Origin of the sequence: Emcibacter sp. (assembly GCF_048269205.1) — a bacterium.
In the GTDB taxonomy this organism is placed as follows: Bacteria; Pseudomonadota; Alphaproteobacteria; order Sphingomonadales; family Emcibacteraceae; genus Emcibacter.
Window position 1 is genome coordinate 1,222,354 of the sequence record NZ_JBLXJC010000001.1, and the last position, 24,890, is coordinate 1,247,243.

General features: G+C 53.0%; 18 protein-coding genes, 1 tRNA gene and 1 pseudogene. 18 read left to right on the forward strand and 2 right to left on the reverse strand.

Annotated elements, in window-relative coordinates:
- Nucleotides 1–77: 77 nt before the first annotated feature.
- On the reverse strand, nt 78–1,859 hold the full coding sequence (locus tag ACN0YD_RS05740; protein WP_417317715.1) for a PHA/PHB synthase family protein: 1,782 nt from the start codon (nt 1,857–1,859) through the stop codon (nt 78–80).
- 209 nt (nt 1,860–2,068) lie between these two features.
- On the opposite strand from ACN0YD_RS05740, the gene ACN0YD_RS05745 reads away from it, so the two are divergent.
- The 12 genes and pseudogenes from ACN0YD_RS05745 to ACN0YD_RS05800 all read left to right on the forward strand — a co-directional run.
- Nucleotides 2,069–3,301: an LL-diaminopimelate aminotransferase gene (locus ACN0YD_RS05745; RefSeq protein WP_417317717.1), complete on the forward strand. Its 1,233-nt coding sequence runs from the start codon at nt 2,069–2,071 to the stop codon at nt 3,299–3,301.
- Entirely contained in the window at nt 3,298–4,590 is a 1,293-nt protein-coding gene (locus ACN0YD_RS05750) for a homoserine dehydrogenase (RefSeq protein WP_417317719.1), read from the forward strand. Before ACN0YD_RS05745 ends, ACN0YD_RS05750 begins: the two co-directional genes overlap by 4 nt.
- Nucleotides 4,591–4,682: 92 nt before the next feature.
- On the forward strand, nt 4,683–5,654 hold the full coding sequence (glpX, locus tag ACN0YD_RS05755; protein WP_417317721.1) for a class II fructose-bisphosphatase: 972 nt from the start codon (nt 4,683–4,685) through the stop codon (nt 5,652–5,654).
- A complete protein-coding gene (gene recJ / locus ACN0YD_RS05760) occupies nt 5,654–7,468 on the forward strand; it encodes a single-stranded-DNA-specific exonuclease RecJ (protein WP_417317723.1) in 1,815 nt (604 codons plus the stop codon). The genes glpX and recJ overlap by 1 nt, the downstream gene beginning before the upstream one ends.
- Nucleotides 7,469–7,573: 105 nt before the next feature.
- Nucleotides 7,574–7,649, forward strand: a tRNA-Glu gene (locus ACN0YD_RS05765).
- A gap of 217 nt (nt 7,650–7,866) precedes the next feature.
- Nucleotides 7,867–8,892, forward strand: coding sequence for a helix-turn-helix transcriptional regulator (locus ACN0YD_RS05770; protein ID WP_417317724.1), 1,026 nt, complete (start codon nt 7,867–7,869; stop codon nt 8,890–8,892).
- 147 nt (nt 8,893–9,039) lie between these two features.
- Complete coding sequence (locus tag ACN0YD_RS05775; protein WP_417317726.1) at nt 9,040–11,304, forward strand: TonB-dependent receptor; 2,265 nt, start codon at nt 9,040–9,042, stop codon at nt 11,302–11,304.
- A 53-nt stretch (nt 11,305–11,357) separates the two neighbouring features.
- The gene (locus ACN0YD_RS05780; protein WP_417317728.1) at nt 11,358–12,578 is read left to right on the forward strand and encodes an amidohydrolase family protein; all 1,221 of its coding nucleotides are present in this window, start codon (nt 11,358–11,360) and stop codon (nt 12,576–12,578) included.
- A 30-nt stretch (nt 12,579–12,608) separates the two neighbouring features.
- On the forward strand, nt 12,609–13,241 hold the full coding sequence (locus ACN0YD_RS05785) for a peptidylprolyl isomerase (RefSeq protein WP_417317730.1): 633 nt from the start codon (nt 12,609–12,611) through the stop codon (nt 13,239–13,241).
- Nucleotides 13,242–13,405: 164 nt separating this feature from the next.
- The gene (locus ACN0YD_RS05790) at nt 13,406–14,173 is read left to right on the forward strand and encodes a glutathione S-transferase family protein (protein WP_417317732.1); all 768 of its coding nucleotides are present in this window, start codon (nt 13,406–13,408) and stop codon (nt 14,171–14,173) included.
- 126 nt (nt 14,174–14,299) lie between these two features.
- A complete protein-coding gene (gene lpdA, locus ACN0YD_RS05795) occupies nt 14,300–15,706 on the forward strand; it encodes a dihydrolipoyl dehydrogenase (RefSeq protein ID WP_417317734.1) in 1,407 nt (468 codons plus the stop codon).
- Between the two features lie 11 nt (nt 15,707–15,717).
- Nucleotides 15,718–16,965 (forward strand): annotated as a pseudogene (locus ACN0YD_RS05800) (malic enzyme-like NAD(P)-binding protein); the annotation flags it as partial.
- Nucleotides 16,966–17,033: 68 nt separating this feature from the next.
- On the opposite strand, the gene ACN0YD_RS05805 reads toward ACN0YD_RS05800, so the two are convergent.
- Nucleotides 17,034–17,372, reverse strand: a complete 339-nt coding sequence (locus ACN0YD_RS05805) for an FmdB family zinc ribbon protein (RefSeq protein ID WP_417317736.1) — start codon at nt 17,370–17,372, stop codon at nt 17,034–17,036.
- 245 nt (nt 17,373–17,617) lie between these two features.
- Between ACN0YD_RS05805 and ACN0YD_RS05810 the strand changes: the two genes are divergently transcribed.
- The 6 genes from ACN0YD_RS05810 to ACN0YD_RS05835 all read left to right on the forward strand — a co-directional run bounded on the left by ACN0YD_RS05810 (nt 17,618) and on the right by ACN0YD_RS05835 (nt 24,819).
- Nucleotides 17,618–18,922, forward strand: a complete 1,305-nt coding sequence (locus ACN0YD_RS05810) for a M24 family metallopeptidase (protein WP_417317738.1) — start codon at nt 17,618–17,620, stop codon at nt 18,920–18,922.
- Between the two features lie 41 nt (nt 18,923–18,963).
- Entirely contained in the window at nt 18,964–19,953 is a 990-nt protein-coding gene (locus ACN0YD_RS05815; protein ID WP_417317741.1) for a thiamine pyrophosphate-dependent dehydrogenase E1 component subunit alpha, read from the forward strand.
- Nucleotides 19,941–20,915 carry an alpha-ketoacid dehydrogenase subunit beta gene (locus tag ACN0YD_RS05820; RefSeq protein WP_417317743.1) on the forward strand — a complete coding sequence of 325 codons (975 nt, stop codon included), beginning with the start codon at nt 19,941–19,943 and terminating at the stop codon, nt 20,913–20,915. The genes ACN0YD_RS05815 and ACN0YD_RS05820 overlap by 13 nt, the downstream gene beginning before the upstream one ends.
- A 4-nt stretch (nt 20,916–20,919) precedes the next feature.
- Nucleotides 20,920–22,368, forward strand: coding sequence for an NAD-dependent succinate-semialdehyde dehydrogenase (locus ACN0YD_RS05825; protein ID WP_417317745.1), 1,449 nt, complete (start codon nt 20,920–20,922; stop codon nt 22,366–22,368).
- A gap of 35 nt (nt 22,369–22,403) precedes the next feature.
- Nucleotides 22,404–23,645 carry a dihydrolipoamide acetyltransferase family protein gene (locus ACN0YD_RS05830; RefSeq protein ID WP_417317747.1) on the forward strand — a complete coding sequence of 414 codons (1,242 nt, stop codon included), beginning with the start codon at nt 22,404–22,406 and terminating at the stop codon, nt 23,643–23,645.
- Nucleotides 23,646–23,802: 157 nt separating this feature from the next.
- Nucleotides 23,803–24,819 carry a LacI family DNA-binding transcriptional regulator gene (locus ACN0YD_RS05835; protein ID WP_417317749.1) on the forward strand — a complete coding sequence of 339 codons (1,017 nt, stop codon included), beginning with the start codon at nt 23,803–23,805 and terminating at the stop codon, nt 24,817–24,819.
- The last annotated feature ends 71 nt before the right edge of the window (nt 24,820–24,890 follow it).

Here is a 24,890-nt window from a genome sequence, read left to right on the forward strand (position 1 = left end):
CTGTTATTTCGCTTTATAGGATATAAAGTGATAAATGTAAGTGAAAATTCATTGTTTCTTATGTTAAGACAAATGGACTAATACCGGATTTTCACATAGCTGCCGGGGGCATCCTCGATAACATCAAGCTTGCCGTCTCCGGGAATTCTGGCGGGAACTTTTTTGCCGGATTTCCCTTTCAGCCATTTGTGCCAGTCCGACCACCATGAGCCGGGGTGTTCCTCCGACTGTTCAAGCCAGACATCAGGGCTTTCCGGAGTTTCCTTGTTTACCCAGTGATTGTATTTCTTTGCGGAGGGGGGATTGACCACGCCGGCAATATGGCCGGACCCTGCCAGCATGAAACGTCTTTTGCCGCTGAACTGCTGGGTCGCCTTATAGACCGACTTCCAGGGACAGATATGATCCGTCTGGGCGGCCTGGATATAGGTGGGGATGGTGATATTCGAAAGATCGATCGGGGTATCGTGAAGCACAAGCTTGCCTGGTTTGACCAGATTGTTTTCCAGGTACATTTCCTTGAGGTACTGGGTATGGCAGGCCCGGGTCAGACGGGTTGAATCGCTGTTCCAGTACAACAGGTCGAAGGGGAAGGGATCCCGTCCCAAAAGATAGTTGTTGATGACAAAGGACCATATCAGGTCATTCGAGCGCAGCATGTTGAAGGTCTGGGCCATGGTGCTGCCGTCCAGATAGCCTTTCTCCATCATCATTTTTTCCATTGCCGCAAGCTGTCTTTGATCAACAAACAGCTGCAGCTCACCTGATTCACTGAAATCAACCTGGGTCACGAGGAAAGTGGCGCTCTTTACCCGATCAATGGAGTTCTTTGCGCCCAGGAAGGCAAGGGTGCAGGCCAGCAGGGTGCCGCCGATACAATAACCGATAGCGTTGACGGATTTTTCTCCTGTGGCATCCTCAATGGCGCCCAGGGCGGATAGCGGCCCAAGCGTCATATAGTCATCAAAGTCAAGCTCGGCCATGCTTTTGTCTGGGTTTTTCCAGGAAATGACAAAGACCGTATAGCCCTTTTCAACAAGCCAGCGGATCAGGGAGTTTTCCGGTCTCAGGTCCAGGATATAGAATTTGTTGATCCAGGGCGGTGTGACCAGGATGGGTGTCTTGTAGACCTTTTCGGTTGTTGGCTCATATTGGATCAACTGGATCAGTTCGTTCTGGTAAACCACTTTGCCCGGGGTGCTGGCCACATTTCTGCCCGGCTCAAAGGCGGTCTCATCGGTCATGCGGATTCGGAATTCGCCGGTTTCGGGATTAATGTCCTTGGCAATATTTTCCAGGCCGGCAAGCAGGTTCTTGCCATTCTTTTCGATGGTCTCGCGGATCACTTCCGGGTTTGTCATGGCAAAGTTGGTCGGCGAAATGGCATCGATGAACTGTCGGGCAAAGAACTTGAGTTTCCGGCCCTCATGGCTGTCGGCAATCGGGTTTTCGTTTACCAGGTCCTCGATCCATTTGGAAGTCAACAGGTAGGATTGCTTGATATAATCAAAAACCTGGTTTTCTTCCCAATCCTTGTCCTTGAACCTTCGATCTTCCTTGTCAGGGCGGACAACCGGTTCGACATTTTGTTCCCCGACCATTTTTTGGGCGGTGGATTGCCACAGTTTCATATAGTCTTTCCACAGATTGACTTGTTTTTCGACAATCTGCTCGGGGTTTTCGGCGAAATATTTGGTCATCTCCATCATGGCGCCGGAAAGATTCAGGGGATCGGGATCTGCGGAGGATGGATGCTCTTTTTGCTTCTCCAGAAAGTCGCTGGCAAGTTTCTGGAACTTTTCCGCATATGCCTTCATGTTATCAGTAAACTGTTCCATGTCCGGCATGTCTTTGTCCATAGACCTTCTCCTTAGTGTCAGACCCAAATGAAAGACTATATACTTTCGCAAATACTATTTTATGGGGCTTGTCATTCATATGACAGCACTTTTTCCTTATTTTTTTCATATTTTCGGTGAATGAATGTTTTCGTTCCGGCAAATAACTGCTAAAGAGACTTTCTGCTGGAAGAACCGGCATTTTTATCGACAATTTAAGCGAGTTTCCAATGGAGTCAGAATTCTACCGGATCAAAAGATTACCGCCTTACGTTTTTGCCGAAGTCAATGCGATGAAAGCAAAAGCGCGAGCGGCCGGTGAAGACATCATTGACTTAGGGATGGGAAACCCGGACCTGGTGCCGCCACAGCATGTCATGGACAAGCTGGTGGCCACCCTGCCGGACCCCAAGGTCCATCGCTATTCCGCCTCCAAGGGCATACCCGGGCTGCGCAAGGCGTTGTGCGCCTATTACAAGCGGCGTTTCAACGTGGATATCGATCCTGACAATGAAGCCATTGTAACGCTGGGGTCCAAGGAAGGTCTTGCCAATCTGGCTCAGGCCATTACCGCACCCGGTGACGTGATCCTGGTGCCGAACCCGACCTATCCGATTCATCATTTCGGTTTTATCATCGCCGGGGCAACCATCCGTCATCTGCCGCCGGGCACCCAGGAAAATTTCATGGAAAGCCTGGAGCAGGCCGTGCGCCACAGTGTGCCAAAGCCGCTGGCGCTGGTGCTGAACTATCCGTCCAACCCTACGGCCGAGGTGGTTGACCTGGAATTTTATGAAAAAGTGGTGGCTTTTGCCCGCAAGCACGGTATCTGGGTTCTTTCCGATCTTGCCTATTCGGAGATTTATTTTGACGACACACCGCCGCCATCCATTCTGGAAGTGGAAGGGGCGAAGGATATTGCTGTAGAGTTTACCTCGCTCAGCAAGACCTATTCTATGGCGGGCTGGCGGATCGGATTTGCTGCCGGCAACGAGAAACTGATCAGTGCTTTGACACGGGTTAAATCCTATCTGGATTACGGCGCCTTTACACCGATCCAGGTGGCGGCCACGGCGGCCCTGAATGGTCCGCAGGATTATATCGACGAGGTTCGCGCTATTTACAAGGCGCGGCGGGATGTGCTGGTGCAGGGGCTGGAAGCCGCGGGCTGGTCCATTCCTTCGCCCCGGGCGACTATGTTTGCCTGGGCGCCAATCCCCGAGGAATGGAAGGAAGTGGGCTGTATGGAGTTTGCCAAGCAGCTTTTGACCTATGCCCAGGTGGCAGTCTCGCCGGGGATCGGTTTTGGCGAATATGGTGAAGGGTACGTGCGCATTGCCATCGTGGAAAATGAGCAACGTATCCGTCAGGCCGTACGAAACATCAAACGCTTTATGTCGAAAAGCGATGAATATCTGGAGGAATCCAGACAGCACCTGAAAAACAGGGAAGAGAACAAGTGAGTAAACCGTTGAAAGTAGCTATCGCGGGGCTGGGAACAGTCGGTGTCGGTGTGGTCAAAATTCTGGAAACCCATAAGGACCTGATCCGGTCCCGTTGCGGTCGCTCCATTGAAGTCGTGGGAGTATCCGCCAACAACCGGGCGCGCGACCGCGGGGTTGATATCTCAGGTTATCAGTGGTCTGACAATGCCCTGGATTTTGCCGGCCAGGATGACATCGATGTGGTTGTCGAACTGATCGGCGGCTCTGACGGTATTGCCAAGGAGCTGGCGCAGAAGTCGCTGGCGGCGGGCAAGTCCTTTGTCACCGCCAACAAGGCACTGGTGGCCCATCACGGGGCGGATCTTGCCAATACCGCCCAGGAGGCAGGCGTTGCTCTTCGCTATGAGGCAGCGGTTGCCGGCGGTATCCCGATCATCAAGTCTATTGGTGAGGGGTTGGCGGCGAACGAGCTTAATCTGGTTTACGGTATTCTCAACGGGACCTGCAACTACATCCTGACCACAATGGAAGCGACAGGACAGAGCTTTGAAGAAGTGCTGACCGAGGCCCAGCGGCTGGGCTATGCGGAAGCTGACCCCACCTTCGATGTGGATGGTATTGATACCGCGCACAAGCTGGCGATCCTTTCCAGTGTGGCCTTTGCCACCGAGACCGATTTCGAACATGTCTATACTGAAGGTATTCGCCGGATCGAAGCTGTGGATATCGAGTATGCAAGGGAAATCGGCTACCGGATCAAGCTTCTGGGAATTACACGGCTGACCGAAAAGGGGCTGGAGCAGCGTGTGCACCCGGCACTGGTGAAAAAGAATGAACCCATTGCCCAGGTGGAGGATGCTTTTAATGCCGTTGTTGCGGAAGGCGACTTCATCGACAGGACCTTTTATCAGGGACGCGGTGCCGGTCAGGGGCCGACCGCTTCCGCCGTTGTCGCAGACATCATTGATATCGCCCGCGGTCATACCGGGCCTGCTTTCTTCGTACCGTCAGGTGAATTGAAAAAGGCCGCACCGGTGCCGATAAGTGAACATGAAGGCGCTTGCTATATTCGTCTGCATGTCCAGGAAAAACCGGGTGTGATTGCTGATATTACATCTATCCTGAAGGAACATGACGTTTCTCTTGATGTTATGTTGCAGAAGGGGCATGAACAGGACGGTTCTGTATATGTGGTCCTGGTGACCCATAAAATACAGGAAAAAATATTGTCCGAGGCGCTGAACAGGATCGGTGAATTGTCTTCCGTGCAGGAGGAACCGCTGGCCATCCGGATTGAAAATTTGTGAGACTGTTTGAAAAAACACTCGTAAAGGAATACTCTCGTCTCGGGAGAGAATGAAATATATCGGGAAATCACCAGAAGAGGAATTGTGAGCTAATGTCATTTGAATCAAATATGGACCGTCTGTTTGTCCTCGAACTTGTACGGGTAACCGAAGCAGCAGCTGTAGCTGCGGCCAAGCTGGTGGGTAAAGGTGACGAGAAGGCAGCAGATGCCGCCGCTGTGGACGCCATGCGTGATGCCCTCAATCAGATGGATATCCAGGGCCGTGTGGTGATTGGTGAAGGGGAACGTGACGAAGCACCTATGCTGTATATCGGTGAGGAAGTAGGTACCGGTAACGGACCGAAAGTAGATATTGCTCTCGACCCGCTGGAGGGGACGACTATTGCTGCCAAGGCTGATCAGAATTCACTGGCGGTGATCGCTCTGTCAGAAGAAGGTCACATGCTCAATGCTCCCGATGTCTATATGGATAAAATTGCTGTCGGACCTGGTCTTCCAGAGGGAATTGTCGACCTGGACAAAACGCCGGCAGAAAATATCAAGGCGGTGGCTGACGCCAAGGGCCAGAGCGTAAGCGATATGCTGGTCTGTATCCTGGATCGTCCTCGTCATGCCGACCTGATCAAGGCTGTCCGCGAAGCTGGCGCCCGTATTAAACTGATCGGTGATGGCGATGTGGCCGGTGTGATCGCCACGACAAACCCGGAAACCAGCGTTGACATCTATATGGGGTCGGGCGGCGCACCGGAAGGTGTTCTGGCGGCTGCAGCCCTGCGCTGTATCGGCGGCCAGATGCAGGGACGTCTGTTGTTCAGGAATGATGATGAACGTGGCCGCGCCCGCAAATGGGGTATTGAGGACCTGGATCGTAAATATAACACCATGGATCTGGCCAGCGGCGAAGTGATCTTTGCGGCCAGCGGTGTGACCGACGGCACCATGCTGCGCGGTGTTCACAGTTCTGCTGACGGTAAGAAATACACCACAGATTCCGTCGTGATGCGCTCCAAGACCAAGACCGTGCGCTGGATCAAGGGTGAACATCAACGCAAGACAAACTGATGACGGAAGTTTTTTCTGACACGGAACAGAGTGAGTTTCTGCTCGGTGTGGAAAAATCCGTTACCGGGCGGGCCTGGAAAGTCAGGCCCGCTGAATACCGTGAAATCCAGGCTATTGCCCAACAGAATAATGTATCCGAAATTATCGCCCGGGTGGTGGCGGGCAGGGGCGTTTCCATCGAGGATGCCCCGGCCTTTCTGAATCCCACCCTCAGGGAAAGTCTGCCGGATCCCTCTTCCTTCCGGGACATGGACGCAGCCTGTGCCCGTCTTGCCGACGCCGTCATGAACAACGAGCAGGTTGCCGTCTTTGGCGACTATGATGTGGACGGTGCCACCTCTTCCGCCCTGTTCAGGCGCTTTTTTTCGGCTCTTGGCCGGGACCTTATCGCCTATATTCCCGATCGCATGAAAGAGGGCTACGGCCCCAATGTGGACGCCTTTCTGAAACTGAAAGAGCGGGGCGCAAAACTGGTCGTTACCGTCGACTGCGGCATTGTCTCCTTCGCACCGCTGGAGGCCGCGGCCGAGGCCGGGCTTGAGGTCATTGTTGTCGATCATCATCAGGCTGAACCCGCCCTGCCCAGGGCCGTGGCTGTGGTTAATCCGAACCGGCTGGACGAGCAGGAGGGCTATGGCCAGCTCGCCGCTATTGGCGTGTCCTTCCTGGTGATCGTGGGCCTGAGCCGTGAATTGCGAAAGCGTGGCTGGTACGAGGAACAGGGCATCGGGGAACCTGACCTGTTGCAGTGGCTTGATCTGGTGGCGCTGGGAACCATTTGTGATGTGGTGCCGCTAAAGGGTGTAAACCGGGCGCTGGTGGCCCAGGGGCTGAAAATCATGGCCCGTCGCGGCAATGCGGGCATCAATGCTCTGTTGGACGTCTGTGGCACCACTGAAGCCCCGGGCACCTATCATGCCGGTTTCCTGATCGGCCCCCGGGTTAATGCCGGCGGCAGGGTCGGACGCTGCGAGACCGGTTTTGAAATTCTTTCTACGGATGATCGCCTGCAGGCCGAAACCCTGGCCCGGGAACTGCATCAGTATAATGCGGAACGCCAGGCCATCGAAATGATGGTGCTGGAGCAGGCAAAGCAACAGGTGGCCGCGAAAATAGGCCCGGCAGGCGAGGTGCCGACAGTGATAATCGCCCATGGCGATGGCTGGCATCCGGGTGTGATTGGTATTGTCGCGGGCCGGCTCAAGGAATTTTACCAGCGTCCCACCTTTGTCATCGGTATTGACGAGAACGGAATTGGCAAGGGCTCTGGCCGTTCCATTCCCGGTGTTGATCTGGGGGCGGCAGTGACGGCAGCCCGGCAGGAGGAGCTGTTGATCAATGGCGGCGGCCACGCCATGGCGGCAGGCCTTACCCTGTCCGGGGAGCTCCTGGAGGAGTTCGAGGGTTTTCTCGCAGACCGTCTTGGTCGCCAGGTGGGCGAAGCGCTCGAGGGGTTGAGCCTGAAACTGGACGGGGCGCTTGCCGCCTCGGCGGTGCGCCCGGAACTGGTGGACGCGCTCAACCGGGTCGGCCCCTACGGTCAGGGCAATGCCCAGCCGCGTTTTGCACTTTCGCATATGAAGGTGACTTATGCGGATGTGGTCGGCCAGGACCATGTAAAGTGCTCTTTGCAGGGCAGGGACGGCACCACCATCAAGGGCATGGCTTTCCGCTCTGCCGAGCAGCCCCTGGGACAACTTATTCTGGGATCCCGGGGACAGTATATTCATGTGGCGGGAACCCTGAAAAACAACAGCTGGAATGGCCGGACATCGGCGGAAATCTTTATCGACGATGCAGCGCCTGTCCGCTGATAACAAAGGCTGGTCGGGCGATTTTACAAAAAAGTCATTTTTTTGGGAAATAGCTATTGACCGGACCCGGTGAAACGGTTAGAAACCACCTCACCAAGCCAAGTTGGCCCCTTCGTCTAGTGGTCTAGGACGCCGCCCTTTCACGGCGGAAACACGGGTTCGAGTCCCGTAGGGGTCACCATCCCTAAGTTTCAATAACTTAACAAAAGGATGGCTCAATGTTTCCAACTTTCTACAAAATGTTTGCCAGGTTTCAGGGGTTTTCGATCATCCAATAGTATGGTCGAACCCAGACATGCTCCTTTTATTTTGCGAATATTCTGATATATTCCCGGCATTCTTCCAGTTGAATAGTGCGAGGGCTGGAAAACCACGTTTCCAAATGTGATGTGCCGCGTATGCAAGTACCTACTCAAAGTGACATCAACAGAATTTATGAGGGCTTTAACGAAGCTTATCATGCTGAACCGGAACGGTTTGAGTTTCTGGATATAAGCCGGTTCGGAGATACGGATAACGGCCTGAGACTTCAACTGAATGATGATGTCGCACAGGGCTATTGGGAACTTTACAGGCCGAATAATGAATTATTGATATGTCTTGCTGAAGGACATTATCACGCTCCCTATAGTCAGGAGATCGTCCCGACAAGGGATTTGGTAACCCTGCGTTTCGTGCTGTCAGGTGATTACGGCCTGATGTTTGACAATCTGGATAACGTGACAATCCCTCCGGCGTCAGCGTCCATTATCTATACGGAAGAAGACCGGAAATTTGATTTGTCTATTGCCAACGACAGTCATCTCAGTTCGGTTACGCTTCATATGAAACCAGAGTTCTTATACAAGGGGTTTGGCGTTGATCGCGCCAGTTTGCCGTCGCATCTCCAGGATGTGGTTTTCGGAGATGCAGGGGATAAAAACCTGTATAACTTTCCCCTGAGCCCTGGCATGATGAACAATATTCTTGATTTGTTGCGTATGCCGTATCAGGGTGCGCGGCGGCGGATTTTCACCGAAGCCAAAACAGCGGAGCTGATTTGCCGGCTGTTCCAGGAAATCGAGGATGACTTCAAGGCAACACCGGTGTTGGCTACCCCGGCGCATACCTTGAAAATGAAACTCTATGAAGCGCAGCGTATTTTGGTTGCCAATTACCGTTCTCCGCCGACGATAGCGGTTTTGGCGCGAAAGGTCGGGCTTAACCGTACCCGGCTGTGTATGGAATTCAGGGAAATGTTCGGCGTGACAATCGCCGAATTTGCGCAGAGTTACAGGATGAACAAGGCGCGCGAGCTTCTCCAGGACCGCAATCTGAGTATTTCCCAAGTTGCCGAGGCTGTCGGTTATGAACATCCGACGAATTTCACGGCTGCTTTTAAAAAACAGTATGGTTTTTTACCAAAGGTTATCAGGCTGTTGTAAGATATATTTCATATATTCTGATCATTGCATCATTCATTCGTACGACTTCATCATTCTTGGCAAGTTGTTTCTGCTACTAGTGGCATTCCTTAATAAACAAAAAGCCCTGCGGTATGTGCTGCACTGAACCTTTCGAAAGGATGAGGAATGAAAACTACACCTGATTTCAACAATCGGAAGCGATTGTCCCAGAGACTGACAGAGACAACGGCTCTTGCAAGCATTTTGCTGTCGGGCGGATTCGCTGTATCGACCCTGGCGTCTGCCGAAGAAGCGGCAAATATGACCAACTTTGATGAAATTGTTGTGACTGCCCGGAAACGCTCCGAGACACTTCTGGATGTGCCGATGAGCATTAATGTGGTATCGGAAGCCAGGATCGAGAAAATGGGCGCCAATGACTTTACCGATATTCTTGGTACAGTACCCAGCCTGACGGCCTATCAAAACGGTCCGGGCCGGACCCGTATTGCAATCCGTGGCGTTTCCAACGGTGGCGGTAACGACAATGATACCCAGAACCAGGAAACAGTGGGTGTTTATCTGGATGAAATTCCGATTTCCATGGGTGCACTTAATCCTGAGCTGAGCCTGTTTGACCTTGAGCGGGTCGAAGTTCTGCGCGGACCGCAAGGAACCTTGTACGGTGCCGGTTCCATGTCCGGAACCATTCGCCTGGTTTCCAAGAAGCCGAACCTGAATGAAGTGGAAGGCAAGGCGGAAGTCGGTCTGTCCACCATCAACAAAGGCGGAGAGAACTATTCCCTCAAAGGTCTGGTCAATGTGCCGATCATTGAAGACAAGATTGCCCTGCGTACCAGCGGTTACTTCCTGAGCAACGGCGGTTATATTGACAATGTACTGGCAGGCCACGAAGCAGAAGACGTGAACAACGGCACGTCTAAAGGTGTGAAAGTTGCCGCGCGCTTCCAGGTCAATGATGCCCTCACGCTTGATTTCACATTCATGCATCATGATTATTCCGACAACGGTCGTCCTGAAGATGTGGACTCCGCCGGGGAACTGGCCCGGAACTATCCGTCATTTGACGGCTATGATGACGAGATGCAGATTTACAACCTGACCATGACTTATGATATGGGCGCAGCTGAATTGGTCTCTTCAACATCATACTTCAAACGTGATGTGATCAACCCCCGGTCACTGGACCAGTTTTATGTTTTGGTAGATGGATTTGGCGATCTGACACCGCACGAACTTGTTGATTTCACCAAGACAGATACTTTTGTTCAGGAACTACGCGTTGCTTCCACTACGGATAGCCCGCTTCAGTGGACGGTCGGCACCTATTTTGACCAGAAAGACGTGGCCTATGAAAATACTTGGCCTGTTCCGGGTTCCGATGACGTGCTGGGCGTTCCTGCTTCCGACTTTGGCGCGCCGACCGATTACATCTATTACGGTACGGATGATCTGACAGTTAAGTCGTTTGCCTTGTTTGGTGAGGCTTACTATAGCTTTGACAAGCTGACTGTTACGGCCGGACTGCGTTATTTCAACTGGAAACAGGATATTGCCACATATGTATCCGGTATCATTGCCGGTGGCGCGGAAACGGATAATCCGGCCCAGGGTAAAGCTGACGGCTTTAATCCCAAGCTTAACGTTTCCTATGACCTGACCGACGATATGCTGGTTTATGGCCAGGTGGCCCGTGGTTTCCGCTATGGTGGTATCAATGCCTCCATTCCGCTGGATGTTTGTGGTGCTGAAGTTGATGCCTTGGGTATCGACGTTGATACCCTCAAGACCTTTGCACCTGATAAAACCTGGAACTACGAAGCCGGTGTCAAGGGCCGTATGATGGACGGCAAGTTGATGGTCAATGCAGCTGTGTTCCTGATTAAATGGGATGACGTGCAGACCAGCCGCCGCTTTGAATGCGGTTTCGGTTACCGTGAGAATGTGACGGACCTGACCAGTAAAGGGGTTGAGTTCGAAGTAAGCGCCAACCTTGTTGAAGGCCTGACTTTCAGCGCTGGCGGTACTTACATGAATTCCAACCTGGATACGGACATTCCGAGCCTGAACGCTGTTTCCGGTGACCGTGCGCCTTATGTTCCGGAATTCAGCCTCAATGCCACACTGGAATATGTTCATCAGCTGTCTGATGAGATGGACGGATTTGTCTGGCTCAACTACCAGCATGTCGGACATCGTCAGACTGAGTTCAACCGGGCCTATGCCGATTATCGGGATATGGACGCCTATAATCTGGCTAACATCCGGGTTGGCGTAACATGGGACAATATGGAAGTTTCCCTGTTTGCCGACAACCTGTTTGACAGTCGTGGCGTTGTACGGTCACTGCGTCGGGCACCGTTTGATCCGGATGGGGCAATTCGCGTTCAGCCGCGTACCATTGGTCTCACTGCCAAGACTGAATTCTGATTTTTGGTGTAAGGCGCAACTGTTCGTCTGTTCATCAGGAATACTGACCCGTCATGACGATGATAGTGATCGAAAATGTTGATATTTTTGACGGCCTTTCGCCGGAGATCATGGAAAATCATCATGTGGTTATCGAGCAGGGGCGCATAAAAGAAATTTCGCACCGGGAAGTTCGTCTTCCCGGTGCGTCTGTTATTTCCGGTCAGGGAAAAACCCTGATGCCGGGATTGATTGACGCTCATTACCACGCCTGCCTGGTGCAGGTCAGCGGGTATGATTTGGCGACAATCCCTCCTTCATTATTATATCCCGCCGCAACCAATTTATTAGAGGCTTCCCTGCGCCGCGGTTTTACATCGGTTCGTGATGCGGGTGGCGCCGATTTTGGTTTGGCGGAAGCAACCCGTACGGGGATCATCAACGGGCCTCGTATATTCTGTTCAGGCAGGCCATTGACCCAGACCGGCGGTCATGGGGATATGCGGTCCAGATCTCACACTGAACCGTGTCTTTGCGCATCCCACCAGGGCCATATGGTTGCAGTTGTCGATGGTGAGGATGAGATACGCAAGGCCGTCAGGGAGGAATTCCGCAAAGGCGCCCATCAGATTAAAATTATGCTCAACGGTGGCATCTCATCGGAAACTGACCCTGTGTGGTTGTGTCAGTTCACGGATGCTGAAATCAGAGCTGCTGTCGATGAGGCAAATCGTCGCCGTTCATATGTCATGGCCCATGTCTATCAGGACCGGCAGATCCGCAAGGCGGTTGATCTTGGCATAAGAACAATTGAGCATGGAAATTTCCTCACCCTGGATACGGCACATTATATGACCGACAAAGATGTGTTTCTTGTACCGACTTTGGTCACTTACAAAGCTTTGCGCGACAAAGGCCGGAGATTCGGCTTTACGGATGAGCAATTCCGCAAACTGGATGAGGTGAGTGGGGCAGGTCTGCAAAGCCTTGAAAATGCGGTTGCCGCCGGGATTAAAACCGGGTTTGGTACTGACTTGATCGGTGAAATGCATGTGCATCAGACAGAAGAATTTCTCATTCGAAAAGAAGTGCAGTCCTCTTTTGAGATTCTCAGATCCGCGACTTCGGTAAATGCGGAGATCCTCAATAAAACCGGGGAGCTGGGTGTTGTAGCCGAAGGGGCATTAGCCGACCTTCTTTTGGTGAATGGCAATCCTCTTGAGGATATATCTCTGTTGGCAGGGGATAGTCACAACCTGTCAATGGTGATGAAAAACGGCGAAATTATTTCGTGAATTCAATCAGATCGTAGTCAGGATACAGCTATGCGGAACATCATACTCTCTCTTTTCGTCTCATTAACCCTCTCTCTGGTAACGATAACCGGTGCTATGGCTTCCGAGGTTGTCAGGGTTCTGATGGCAACAGATGCAGGGGATATCCTATTGGAACTATATCCTGAACGGGCACCCGCGACTGTCGAAAATTTCCTCCGTTATGTGGACGGGGGGTATTATAGCGGCGGTGAATTTTATCGTGTGGTGCGTCAGGACAACCAGGCCCAAAATAACATCAGGATCGAGGTAATCCAGGGGGGCAGGGGAATGGATGTCGAAACAGAAGTCTTTCCGCCTGTGGTTCATGAAACGACTAAAAGCAGTGGTCTTCTTCACAAGGATGGCGTGATTTCAATGGGACGCTTTAAGCCGGGCAGTGCGACATCTGAATTTTTTATTTGCATCGGCGACCAGCCAAGTCTCGATTACGGGGGGATGCGTAACCCCGATGGCCAGGGGTTTGCCGCTTTTGGCAAAGTCATCACCGGCATGGATATCGTGCGTCGGGTTCAGAAGATGCCAACCATTCAGCCCATGGGCGATGAACTTGAATATACCAGTGGACAGATGTTGGTGAAACCTGTGGCCATCCAGTCGGTTACAAGGATTAACGCCCCTTAAGGCACAAATATAAGCCAGGGTTTTGGGGCATTCTTTTAGCCATGATATCCGATAATTTACATGCCCCGTTTCACTCCACCAGTTGACAGGCGGGAAAATTGCTCCTAAGGTGTATGCAAACGTATGCATTAAATATTCAAGTCATTATCCTGGGAAGTCAAGCCGTGCCGATACGTGAATGTAATGATGCCGAAGTTTTAAACCTGAAAGGGCTGCATCTTTTCCATACCAATGTGTCCAACTGTTCAACGCGGGTGCGTTTGTTGCTGGAGGAGAAGGGACTTTCCTGGACCAGTCATCATCTCAACCTGGTGAAAAGGGAAAATCTGACGGAATCCTATTTCCGTATCCATCCAAATGGCCTGGTGCCGGCCCTTGTTGATGATGGTGTGCCGGTAACTGATTCCATCGATATTCTTTATTATCTGGAGGAAAAATATCCCCAGCCTGCTTTTTTGCCACAGGATAGCAACAGCCGTGAAGAAATCCGTAGGTGGATTGATCTGGCAGGGGAAATCCATGTCAAAGGCGTAAAGACCTTTGTCTATGGCAAGGCCGGACTGGTGACCAAGGACCGTTCAGAAATGGACCGGTATGAAAAGCTGGCCCCGGGGCGGGAACTGGTGGAGTTCCACTGGAAAAGCATAGAAGGCTTTCCGGCGGAAGATATTGAAGCCGCGGTTGCCATCCTCCAGGATAGTTTTGAGCGTGTCGAAGCTCAACTCGAAGGGCGCACCTATCTGGTCGGGGACAGCTATAGCCTCGCTGATATTACCTGGGTCGTGCAATATGTTTTGCTGACCGGCAAGGGCTATGACTTCACGCCCTATCCAAATATTCGTCGCTGGGTGGCGCATTTGGAAGAGCGTCGTGCCTTCAATCGGGCGGTAACAGACTGGCTGCCGGGTGGCGGCCGTGCCCCAACCCCCTGACGGACTTCCAATAAGCATGAAAAAGTGAAAGGGTGATTGCATTCCGAAAACTATTCTGATATCCAAATGCAAACGATTGCATTATTTTTAATGGGCCCTTAACAAGGTCCTTGAGGAAAACGGGAAATGACGGCAGAGATGGAAACATATGATGTGATTGTCATTGGTGGCGGTCCGGCAGGCTATGTGGCGGCTATCGAGGCCTCGCGCAAGGGTTTCAGGACGGCATTGGTGGAGGCGGAAAGTCTTGGCGGGACCTGCCTGAACTGGGGCTGTATACCCACCAAGGCGCTGCTCAGGTCGGCAGAGGTTGGCCATATCCTGGAAAATGCAGCTGAATTCGGCTTCAAGATCGGTGAGCCAAAGCTCGACTTTAAGCAGATGATCGCGCGCTCAAGAAAGGTGGCCGACCAGCTTTCAAAGGGTGTTCAGTTTCTGATGAAAAAAGCAAAGGTGGACCTGGTTAGCGGGTTTGCCAGGCTGGAAGGAAATAAACAGATATCCGTTGTCATGAATGACGGGGCAAGCAGACACCTCACAGCGCCCCACATCATTCTGGCAACGGGTGCCCGGGCGCGTTTTCCCGAGGGTCTGGAAGTCGATGGCAAACATATCTGGTCTTATCGGGAAGCGTTGAGTGCAAAGGCACTTCCAAAATCATTGTTGGTGATCGGGGCAGGGGCAATCGGGGCTGAATTTGCCAGTTTTTATCAAAGTCTGGGGACGAAAGTGACCCTGGTGGAAATGGCAGAAAGAATTTTACCGACAGAAGATCCTGAAATTTCCACCTTTGTGGAAAAACAGTTCGCCAGGCAAGGGGTGTCGGTAAAAACCGGAACGTCTTTCGAGCTCGATAAGGTTTCCGGAGACAAGGTCAAGGGGCGTCTTGTCGCCGGTGATGCGACGGAAGAGATTGAAGCAGAGCGGGTTTTGGTGGCTATTGGCGTTGTGGGCAATACAGAAAATATCGGTCTTGAAAACACCGCTGCCAAACTGACGGGTAGTTTTATAAGAACCAGTGAATGGCTGGAGACGGATGAGCCCGGCCTCTATGCCATCGGCGATCTGGTGGAGGCACCAAGACTTGCCCATAAAGCCAGCCACGAAGCCTTGATATGTGTCAGAAAAATTGCCGGTGACAGCCATGTCCGGCCCATGGAAAAACTTTATATTCCTGGGTGTGTCTATAGCCATCCGCAGGTCGCCAGCGTCGGCTACACCGAACCGGCCGCTTTGTCGGCAGGCCGTCACATCAAGGTAGGGCGCTTCCCTCTCTCTGTGAATGGCAAGGCTATAGCCATCGGGGAAACCGAAGGGTTTGTCAAAGTTATATTTGATGCGGACAATAACGAACTCCTCGGCGCCCATATGGTCGGTGCAGAAGTGACCGAGTTGATACAGGGGTATGTCATTGCTTTGACTGTCGGCGCGGAACTTGACGATCTGGCGCATGTGATATTCCCTCATCCAAGCCTCTCGGAAGTGATGCATGAGGCGGTGCTGGATGCAGATGATCGTGCTATTCATATCTAGGGAACCGCCAGATGCGTAAAGACTTTGAAAAAGTATCAGAGCAGGAGGTTCTTGACCTACATGCTTCCGGCCGGCCGGGAAAACTGGGTATGCTCAGCACCAAACCCCTGGCTTCTGCCCGTGATCTGTCAATTCTCTATTCGCCGGGGGTCGCCTGGCCCTGCATCCAGATTGAAAAGGATGCTGACCGGGCTTACGACTATACCTCGCTGGGTAACCTGGTGGCGGTAGTCACCAACGGCTCGGCAGTGTTGGGGCTCGGGGATCTCGATCCGCTTGCGGCCAAACCGGTCATGGAAGGCAAGGCTGTATTGCTCAAAAGATTTGCCGACATAGATGCCTTCGATATTGAGCTGGACAGCAAGGATGTTGATGAGGTGATCAACTGTGTCCGGGTGATCGGGCGCAGCTTTGGCGGTATAAACCTGGAAGATATCAAGGCGCCCGACTGTTTTACTATCGAAAAGGAAGTGCAGGCCAAACTGGACCGGCCGGTTTTTCATGATGACCAGCATGGCACGGCTATTGTGGTTGCGGCTGGCATTCTCAATGCCCTGGAACTGGTGGGCAGGGACAGAAGGCAGAGCCGGGTTGTGGTCAATGGAGCCGGTTCTGCGGCGCTGTCCTGCATCGAAATGCTGAAGCACCTGGGCTTTCCCGGCGAAAATATCCTGATGTGTGATAGTCGCGGGGTTGTCTATAAAGGACGCAAGGACGGGATGAATGTCTGGAAAGAACCCCATGCGGTTGAAACCAATTGTCGCAGTTTGAAGGACGCTATGTGCGGTGCTGATGTTTTTATCGGTTTGTCAGTGGCCGGCGCAGTGGATACGGAAATGGTGCAGTCCATGGCGGAGAAGCCGATAATTTTCGCTCTGGCCAATCCGGACCCGGAAATTGCACCCGAGCTGATCAGGGAAGTTGCCCCGGAAGCCATCATTGGTACCGGACGTTCTGATTATCCCAACCAGGTGAATAATGTTCTGGCCTTTCCGTATATTTTCCGGGGCGCCCTGGATGTGCGTGCCACTGCGGTCACCATGGAAATGAAGCTGGCGGCCGTAGAGGCGATAGCCGGGATTGCACGGGAGGCTGCTGCGGATTGGGCATTTGGTCCTGATTGCGTCATTCCGTCACCATTTGATGACAGGTTGTTAGGCAGGGTGTCGCTTGCTGTGGCAGAAGCAGCGGCAGCCAGCAATGTTGCACGTAAGCCGATTGAAAACAGGGAAATGTATCTGGAAACCCTGTCTGCCCGGGCCGCAATCTGAATCGAAAACGGCCGTGGGGAGGCAGTTCCTGTCCGTCCGTAATCGATATTTTCAGTCTAGTGTTGGTGATTGTGTTTTTTGTGGCCGAAACTATGGGTATTACTATTGACGCCACTGCCGCGCTGGGCGCGCCGGAAGGGATTATGTTCCAGTCCCGGTGCCTTTCCTGTGGCGCACCCGCAGGCGCCGGCCCCCGCACTTGCCCGACTGATGTTAACGCCACCGTTGACGATTTTACGTTTCATGGCAAAACTGCTGGCAATAACCTTGCGCACCGCAACACCGGTTTCGGGGTGGGTGGCGAGGGGGGCATCAGACATTTTCTGAAATACTTCAAAGCGCTCTGCCTGTTCGTCTTCATTTTGGGGAATTGTCTCATAGGTGTAGGTTGGCATATATTTTCTCCTGGCAGGCAACTGTAGAATTACATTTCCATATATAGGATATCTTGGTAAAAAATGCAAACGATTGCAATGGGCTTATTTGTGGTGGTGATGGCGGCAGGGGAGGTCGTTGTGATGAAAATAACACTTGACCACACTCATGGAATTATATAGCTTAAATGCAAACGTTTGCACATCAAGCTTTCGCGATGGTTACTTGAGCGGGAGCAATTAAGGATTTCAACAACAGGTGAGACATGAACAGTAAGAACGTGGTGGAACCGGCTATCATTACGCCAGAAGATATCAATCCGGGATGGAATTGGGACCGGCCAATTCCGGCGCCTGGCCGGACGGCAGTGGATTTTGAAGAGCGAGTGAATTTTCGCCGTCTTCATAACTATCGCACGGCCCGGGCAAAGGCGGCATTGGAAAAATCCGATATCGGCGCGCTTCTCTGTTTTGACAATAACAACATCCGCTATCTGACAAGCAGTGTGATCGGGGAATGGTCCCGGGATAAAATTTGTCGCTATGCGCTCTTCACGGTGTCTGCCAAACCCTACCTTTGGGATTTCGGCTCTGCTGCCGCTCATCACAGGCTATATGCGCCCTGGTTGGAACAGGATCACTGCCGGGCAGGGATGCTCGGGTTGCGCGGATCAGTGGCGGAAGATGCGGGGCTGTTCAAGCAGGCGGCCCAGGAAATAAAATATTTGCTGGAACAGGAAGGGCTTGCAGATATGCCGCTCGGCGTCGATGTCTGTGAACCGCCGATGCTTTTCGCCCTGCAGGCAGAAGGTCTGAAGGTCGTGGATGCCCAGCAGGTCTTTCTGGATGCCCGCGAAATCAAGAGCATGGATGAAATCATCTTGCTGAACATGGCAGCCTCCATGGTGGATGGCGTCTATCAGAAAATTTCAGATATGCTGAAGCCGGGTGTTCGGGAAAACGAGATCGTCGCCATGGCCAATCAGTTCCTGTACGAACAGGGCTCTGATGATGTTGAGGCCATCAATGCCGTTTCCGGCGAGCGTTGCAGCCCCCATCCCCATAACTTTACCGACAGAATGTACCGGCCGGGTGACCAGGCTTTCTTTGATGTCATTCAGTCCTATATGGGATATCGCACCTGTTACTACCGCACCCTGAATGTGGGGCTGGCGACCCAGGCTCAACATGATGCCTATCATCAGGCCAGGGAATGGATCGATGCGGCAATTCATCTGGTTCGTCCGGGTATGACCACGGACCGGATTGCCTCTGTCTGGCCGAAGGCCGAGGAATTTGGTTTTGAAAATGAAATGGAGGCCTTTGGCCTGCAGTTTGGTCATGGTCTCGGTCTTGCCCTTCATGAACGGCCGATTATCAGCCGGCTGGTGTCCCTGGATAATCCCTTTGAATTGAAGGAAGGCATGGTCTTTGCGCTGGAAACCTATTGTCCCGCAGCCGATGGCAATGGTGCCGCCCGTATTGAGGAAGAGGTCGTGGTGACAGCAGACGGGTGCCGGGTAATCACCCATTTCCCGGCCCAGGAACTTTTCATTGCCAATAAATACTGATCTGCCGAACGGCTGTTCTGACTAACAGGATGATGTGAAAAATGTCAAAAAGTAAAGGTAACGAGGTAGGGCTGGAGCTTTACCGGACCCAGCTTCTGGCGCGCTATTTCGAGCAACGTGCGTCGGATCTGTTTCTCGAAAATCTGGTCAAGGGGACCAACCACTTGGCTCTGGGGCAGGAAGCTGTTGCGGCTGGTTTCGGTGTGGCGATGAAGAAGGAAGACTATACCTTCTGCACCTATCGGGGGCATACCCATACCCTGGTGCGCGGCGCTCCGGTTGCTGCCATGTTCGGGGAGCTGATGGGTCGTGAATGCGGTATTCTGGGCGGCAAGGGCGGCTCCATGCACCTGACAAGTGTGGAGCATGGCGCCATGGGCTCTTACGCAATTATCGGCGCCCAGCTTTGTATTGCGCTGGGGTCCGCCTGGACCGCGCAATATAAGGATACCGGGCAGGTGACCACGGTATTTTTCGGTGACGGTACGACAAATATCGGAACTTTTCACGAGGCCCTGAATATGGCGGCCGTCTGGAAGCTGCCGGTGGTTTTCGTCTGTGAAAACAATCTTTACATGGAATATACGTCCATCGGCAAGGTGACCGCAGTGGAGCATCCGGGCGCTGACCGGGCCTCTGCCTACGGTCTTGATCCAATCATTGTCGACGGCAACGATGCGGACGAGGTCTATAAAGCGGCCCAGGATGCCTATGCAAAGGCCCGGGCGGGGAAGGGCCCCTCTCTGATCGAGGCGAAAACCTACCGTCACCAGGGGCATTCCCGTGCAGATCCGGGTAAATACAGGCCCGATGAGGAAGTAAAAGCCTGGCTGGCCAAGGATCCCATCCCCATGTACCGCCAGCGTCTCATTGAGGGTGGATTTGCTGACAAAGACCTGACGGCGCTGGAGAAAGAAATCCAGAAAGTCATTGATGACGCGACAGAAGAGGCCAAGGCTTCCCCGCCGCCGCCGCTTGATTTGATTGATAAAGATGTATGGGCAGATGGAGGTGCAGCATGGCGCAATTAACCTACAGGGATGCTGTTGCAGCAGGAATTGCGCAGGAAATGGCGCGGGATGAAAATGTGGTGTTCCTGGGCGAGGATGTAGCGGCAGCAGGTGGCGTGTTCAAAGCCACTGTTGGATTGCTGGAGCAGTTCGGCGAGAAGAGGGTGATTGATACTCCCATCTCTGAAAATGCCATTCTCGGGGCTGCCATGGGTGCGGCCATGACGGGATTGAAGCCCATTGCCGAGATTATGTTTTCCGACTTTCTGGCGGTATGTTGGGATATGGTCGCCAACGAGATCGCCAAGGCCCGGTATATGACCAATGGTCAGGTCAAGGTGCCGCTGGTGATCCGTACGGCCAACGGCGGCGGTTCACGGTTCGGCGCCCAACATTCCCAGAGTGTGGAAAACTGGGCTATGGCTATTCCCGGCATTAAGGTGGTGGCGCCCTCCAGTCCGGCGGATGTGAAGGGGCTTCTGGCCGCTGCGGTTCGCGACCCGGACCCGGTACTCTTTTTTGAACATAAATCCCTTTATGCCATGAAGGGCGAAGTGCCGGACGGTGAACTGGTGGATGAACTGGGCAAGGCGAAAATTTTGACCCGTGGTGATGATGCTACCGTTGTCGCCCTGGCAGCGATGGTGCCAAGGGCAGTGAAAGCGGCAGAAATCCTGAAAGGCAAAGGTATTAACCTGACCGTGATTGATGTACGGTCTCTGGTGCCGCTGGACACGCAAACGATCCTTGCTGAAACTTCAAAAACAGGACGCCTGTTTACGGTCGAGGAAAACCCCCGCCTGTGCGGCTGGGGTGCGGAAATATCCTCCATTGTCATGGAGGAATGTTTTTACGATCTTGATGCGCCGGTGACCAGAATTACAACACCGCACGTTCCCCTGCCGTCTTCGGATAACCTGGAGGATGCCACGGTTCCGTCTGTGGAACGCATTGTGGAAACCATCGAAAGAAACATGGGGTGATGTGATGAAAAATATACTCTCAACCGTCCCGACGGAACTTTATATTGACGGCGGTTGGCAAAAGGCCGGCGACGGTGCCGAGTTTCCGGTATACGATCCGGCTACAGAAGAAGTCCTGACCCATGTGTCGAGCGCCACACCTGAGGATTGTCTCAGGGCGGTTGACGCTGCCCATGAAGCGGGAAAGAACTGGGCTAAAACCTCTCCACGGGAGCGGGCGGAAATTTTGCGCAAGGCCTTTGAGCTGATGGTCGAGCGCAAGGACTATTTTGCCCGGCTGATTTCATTGGAAGAAGGTAAAACCTATGCCGAGGGGCTCGGTGAAGTCGCCTATGCTTCTGAATTCTTCCGCTGGTATGCGGAAGAGGCGCCGCGCAGTCTGGGACAGTTCTCCCGATCGCCTGCGGGGAATAACAATATTCTGGTCTCTCATAAGCCGGTGGGTGTTTGTGTTCTTGTCACCCCCTGGAACTTTCCGGCCGCCATGGCGACCCGGAAAATCGGCCCGGCGTTGGCAGCAGGATGCACCACCATACTCAAGCCGGCCTCGGAAACACCGCTGACAGCACTGGCTCTCGCCAGTCTTCTGGAAGAGGCCGGTGTGCCGGCTGGCGTGGTCAATGTGGTGCCCTCGCGGCAGTCAGGAAAAGTGGTTTCCGCCATGCTGGCTGATGACCGGGTGCGCAAGATTTCCTTTACCGGCTCGACAGAGGTCGGGCGGATACTGCTTGCCCAGGCGGCGAACAAAGTAATCAATTGTTCCATGGAGCTTGGTGGCAATGCCCCGTTAATTGTTCTGGATGATGCGGATATCGATCAGGCGGTTGAAGGCGCCATGGTCGCGAAAATGCGTAATGCAGGGGAGTCCTGTATCGGGGCGAACCGCATATATGTGCATTCTTCCCTTCACGACACATTCTGCGCCAAATTTTCTGCCCGCATGGCTGAGCTCAAGGTAGGGCCGGGGCTTGAAGAGGGGGTGGATGTAGGACCTTTGGTCAACGCAGATACCCGTGACAAGGTCATAGAGCTGGTGGATGAAGCCATTGCGGCCGGGGCTCAGGTGTTGACCGGTGGTAAAGCGCCTCAGCGCCCGGGTTTCTTTTACGAGCCGACCGTCCTGGTGAATGTGAAACCGGATAGCAAAATCCTGCATGAGGAAATCTTTGGCCCGGTGGCGCCGATTGTGACCTTCGAGAATGACGAGGATGTGATCCGGATGGCCAACGATACGGAATTTGGCCTGGCGGCTTATGTGTTCGGCAGTAACGTGGGCCGGGCCATCGGCGTGGCACAGCAGATAGAAGCAGGTGTCATGGGGGTAAATCGCGGGTTCATATCTGATCCGGCGGCGCCCTTCGGCGGAGTGAAGCAGAGCGGGATTGGCCGCGAAGGTGCCCACGAGGGCCTGCTTGAATTTCTTGAAAGCCAGTATATCGCAGTGGAATGGTAAGGGCTGCCGGGGGCAGTTCCTGTAAGGAGTGAATCATGGATATTATCATGCCTCAGTTGGGCGAAACCGTGGAAGAGGGAACCATTGCGGTTTGGTTGAAAGCAGCAGGGGACACCGTCAGCAAAGGTGATCTTTTGTTCGAGGTGGAAACCGACAAGGTGACCACGGAAATCCCTGCACCAGTGGGTGGTGTATTGGCGGAGATTTTTGTGCAGGAAGGTGAAACCGTCGCCGTTGGTGTCAGGCTGGCCACTCTTTTGGGAGAGGGAGAAGAGCACAGCGCCGATGAAACGGAGAACGATGCAAAAACCAGTACTGAAAATGTGGGTGGGGATGCCGAGCCATCAGCCAAAGTTACAGTTAAAATGGCACCGCAATCAGGAGCCGGCCGCGCCCGGTTATCTCCCGCAGTGCGTCGCCTGATGGCGGAAAATGATCTCGATCTGGATAAAATCACGGGAACCGGTGCTGCCGGCCGTATAACCCGCAAGGATGTCGAAACATATCTGGAAGCTGCCGGAAGCGCCTCGGCTGTACCGGTTCAGGCACCGCTTGCGGAAAACCGGGACGGTGTTGCCATTGTTCCCTTCAACCGGGTCAGGGTCAAAACGGCCGAAAAAATGGTGGCGGCAAAAACCACGGCCCCTCATGTGTTCCAGGGCACCGAAGTTATGTTCGGCAATGTGGACAGGGTGCGCCAGGCTAAAGGCGCGGCCTGGAAGAAACAACACGGCTTTTCCCTGACCTATCTGCCGTTTATCGCCAGGGCGACCTGCATGGCGCTTCGTGAATTTGACCGCCTGAATGCTCATCTGGAGAGTGATCGGATGAAGCTTTTCAGCGGGGTTAATCTGGGCATCGCTGTAGACATGGAATTTGAAGGGTTGATTGTGCCGGTGATCAAAAATGCCGAACGGATGACTGTGGCCGGTCTTGCTCTGGCCATTCGGGATTTGGCGCAACGGGCGCGATCAAACAGCCTGAAGCCGGACGAGCTTTCGGGCGGAACCTATACAATTTCCAATTCAGGCTCGTTTGGGACGTTATTTACCGCGCCAATTATCAATCTTCCGCAGGTGGCCATACTGTCGACGGACGGGGTGCAGAAGAAGCCTGTGGTTATTGAGGGCCCCCAGGGAGACAGCATTGCCATTCAGCCGGTGGGGGTCGTTGCCCAGTCATTTGATCACAGGGCCATTGACGGCGCTTATTCGGCCGCTTATTTGCGACGGGTCAAGCAGCTTCTGGAGCAGCATGACTGGGAGCGGGAAATATAGATGAATTGCATTTAATGCTAGGGTTGGCGCGATACTCTCGTATAATATAGTGTCCGTCAACCTTTACACTTGTACATTAGTTAAGTAATTAAGGAGTATAAGGTTTTATGAAATTTATGACCCGTTACAAAATGGGTCGACACTTGAAGTACAAGATATGTCAGATAAAAGAGTAACAATCAGGGATTTGGCGAAAGCCGTAGGGGTCAATCCGTCGACTGTATCACGGGCGCTGAATCCATCCACCAAGCATCTTATCACGGCGGAGGTTGTTGAGAAAATCTCCAAGGCTGCAGAGGAAATGGGCTATTTTCCCAACCGGATGGCCGCTGCGCTGGTGCAAAGGAGATCCTTTACAATAGGTATGCTGGTGCCAGATGTTACTAACCCGGTTTTCCCCCCGATTATACGCGGACTGGAAGATGGCCTTGAAAAGGCCGGCTATACCCTGATCACCGTCAACAGCGACAATATCGAGGAATATGAAAAAACGGCATTCCGCCGCTTGCGCGAGCGGGCCATTGACGGTTGCGTTATGGCGTCGGCTCACCGTCAGGACCAGGTGGTTGATGACTGCCTGAAGCAGAAACTGCCGCTTGTTCTGGTGAACAGGACAACGGATCGTCAGGATGTGAACGCGGTTATCAATGATGATGAAGCGGGAATTGAAGATGCTCTCAATCATTTGATCGAATTGGGACACAAAAGGATAATGCATATTGCCGGCCCGCAGGATACATCCACGGGTTTTGTGCGGCTCAGAAAGTTTAAATCCCATCTCAAGGGGAAGAAACTGCCCTCCGATCTGGTGGTTGTTGCCAACGGATTTACGGAAAAAGCCGGCTATGACGCCATGAAGAAAATGCTCGCCAAGAAATCTGACTTTACAGCAGTTCTGGCCGGTAACGACCTGCTTGCACTGGGCTGTCTTGATGCCCTTCAGGAAGCCGGCATGAAATGCCCCGACGATATTTCCGTGATTGGCTATAATGATATCCCGATGATGGATCGTGTCGCGCCGGCCCTGACCACAATCGCCATACCGCAGTACCAGATCGGTCAGCGGGCGGCTGAAATACTTCTCAACCAGCTTCAGGAAAGCGGTGGCGAGATTGTTCTTGCCCGGTTGAAACCAAAGCTGATCGTCCGGGACTCCACCCGAAAAATCACCTGATAGGCCGTTATTCCCTTTTGTCGTATTTTTCAGCCGGCCTGTCGTTCTCTTTTTGTTATTTGCAAACGATT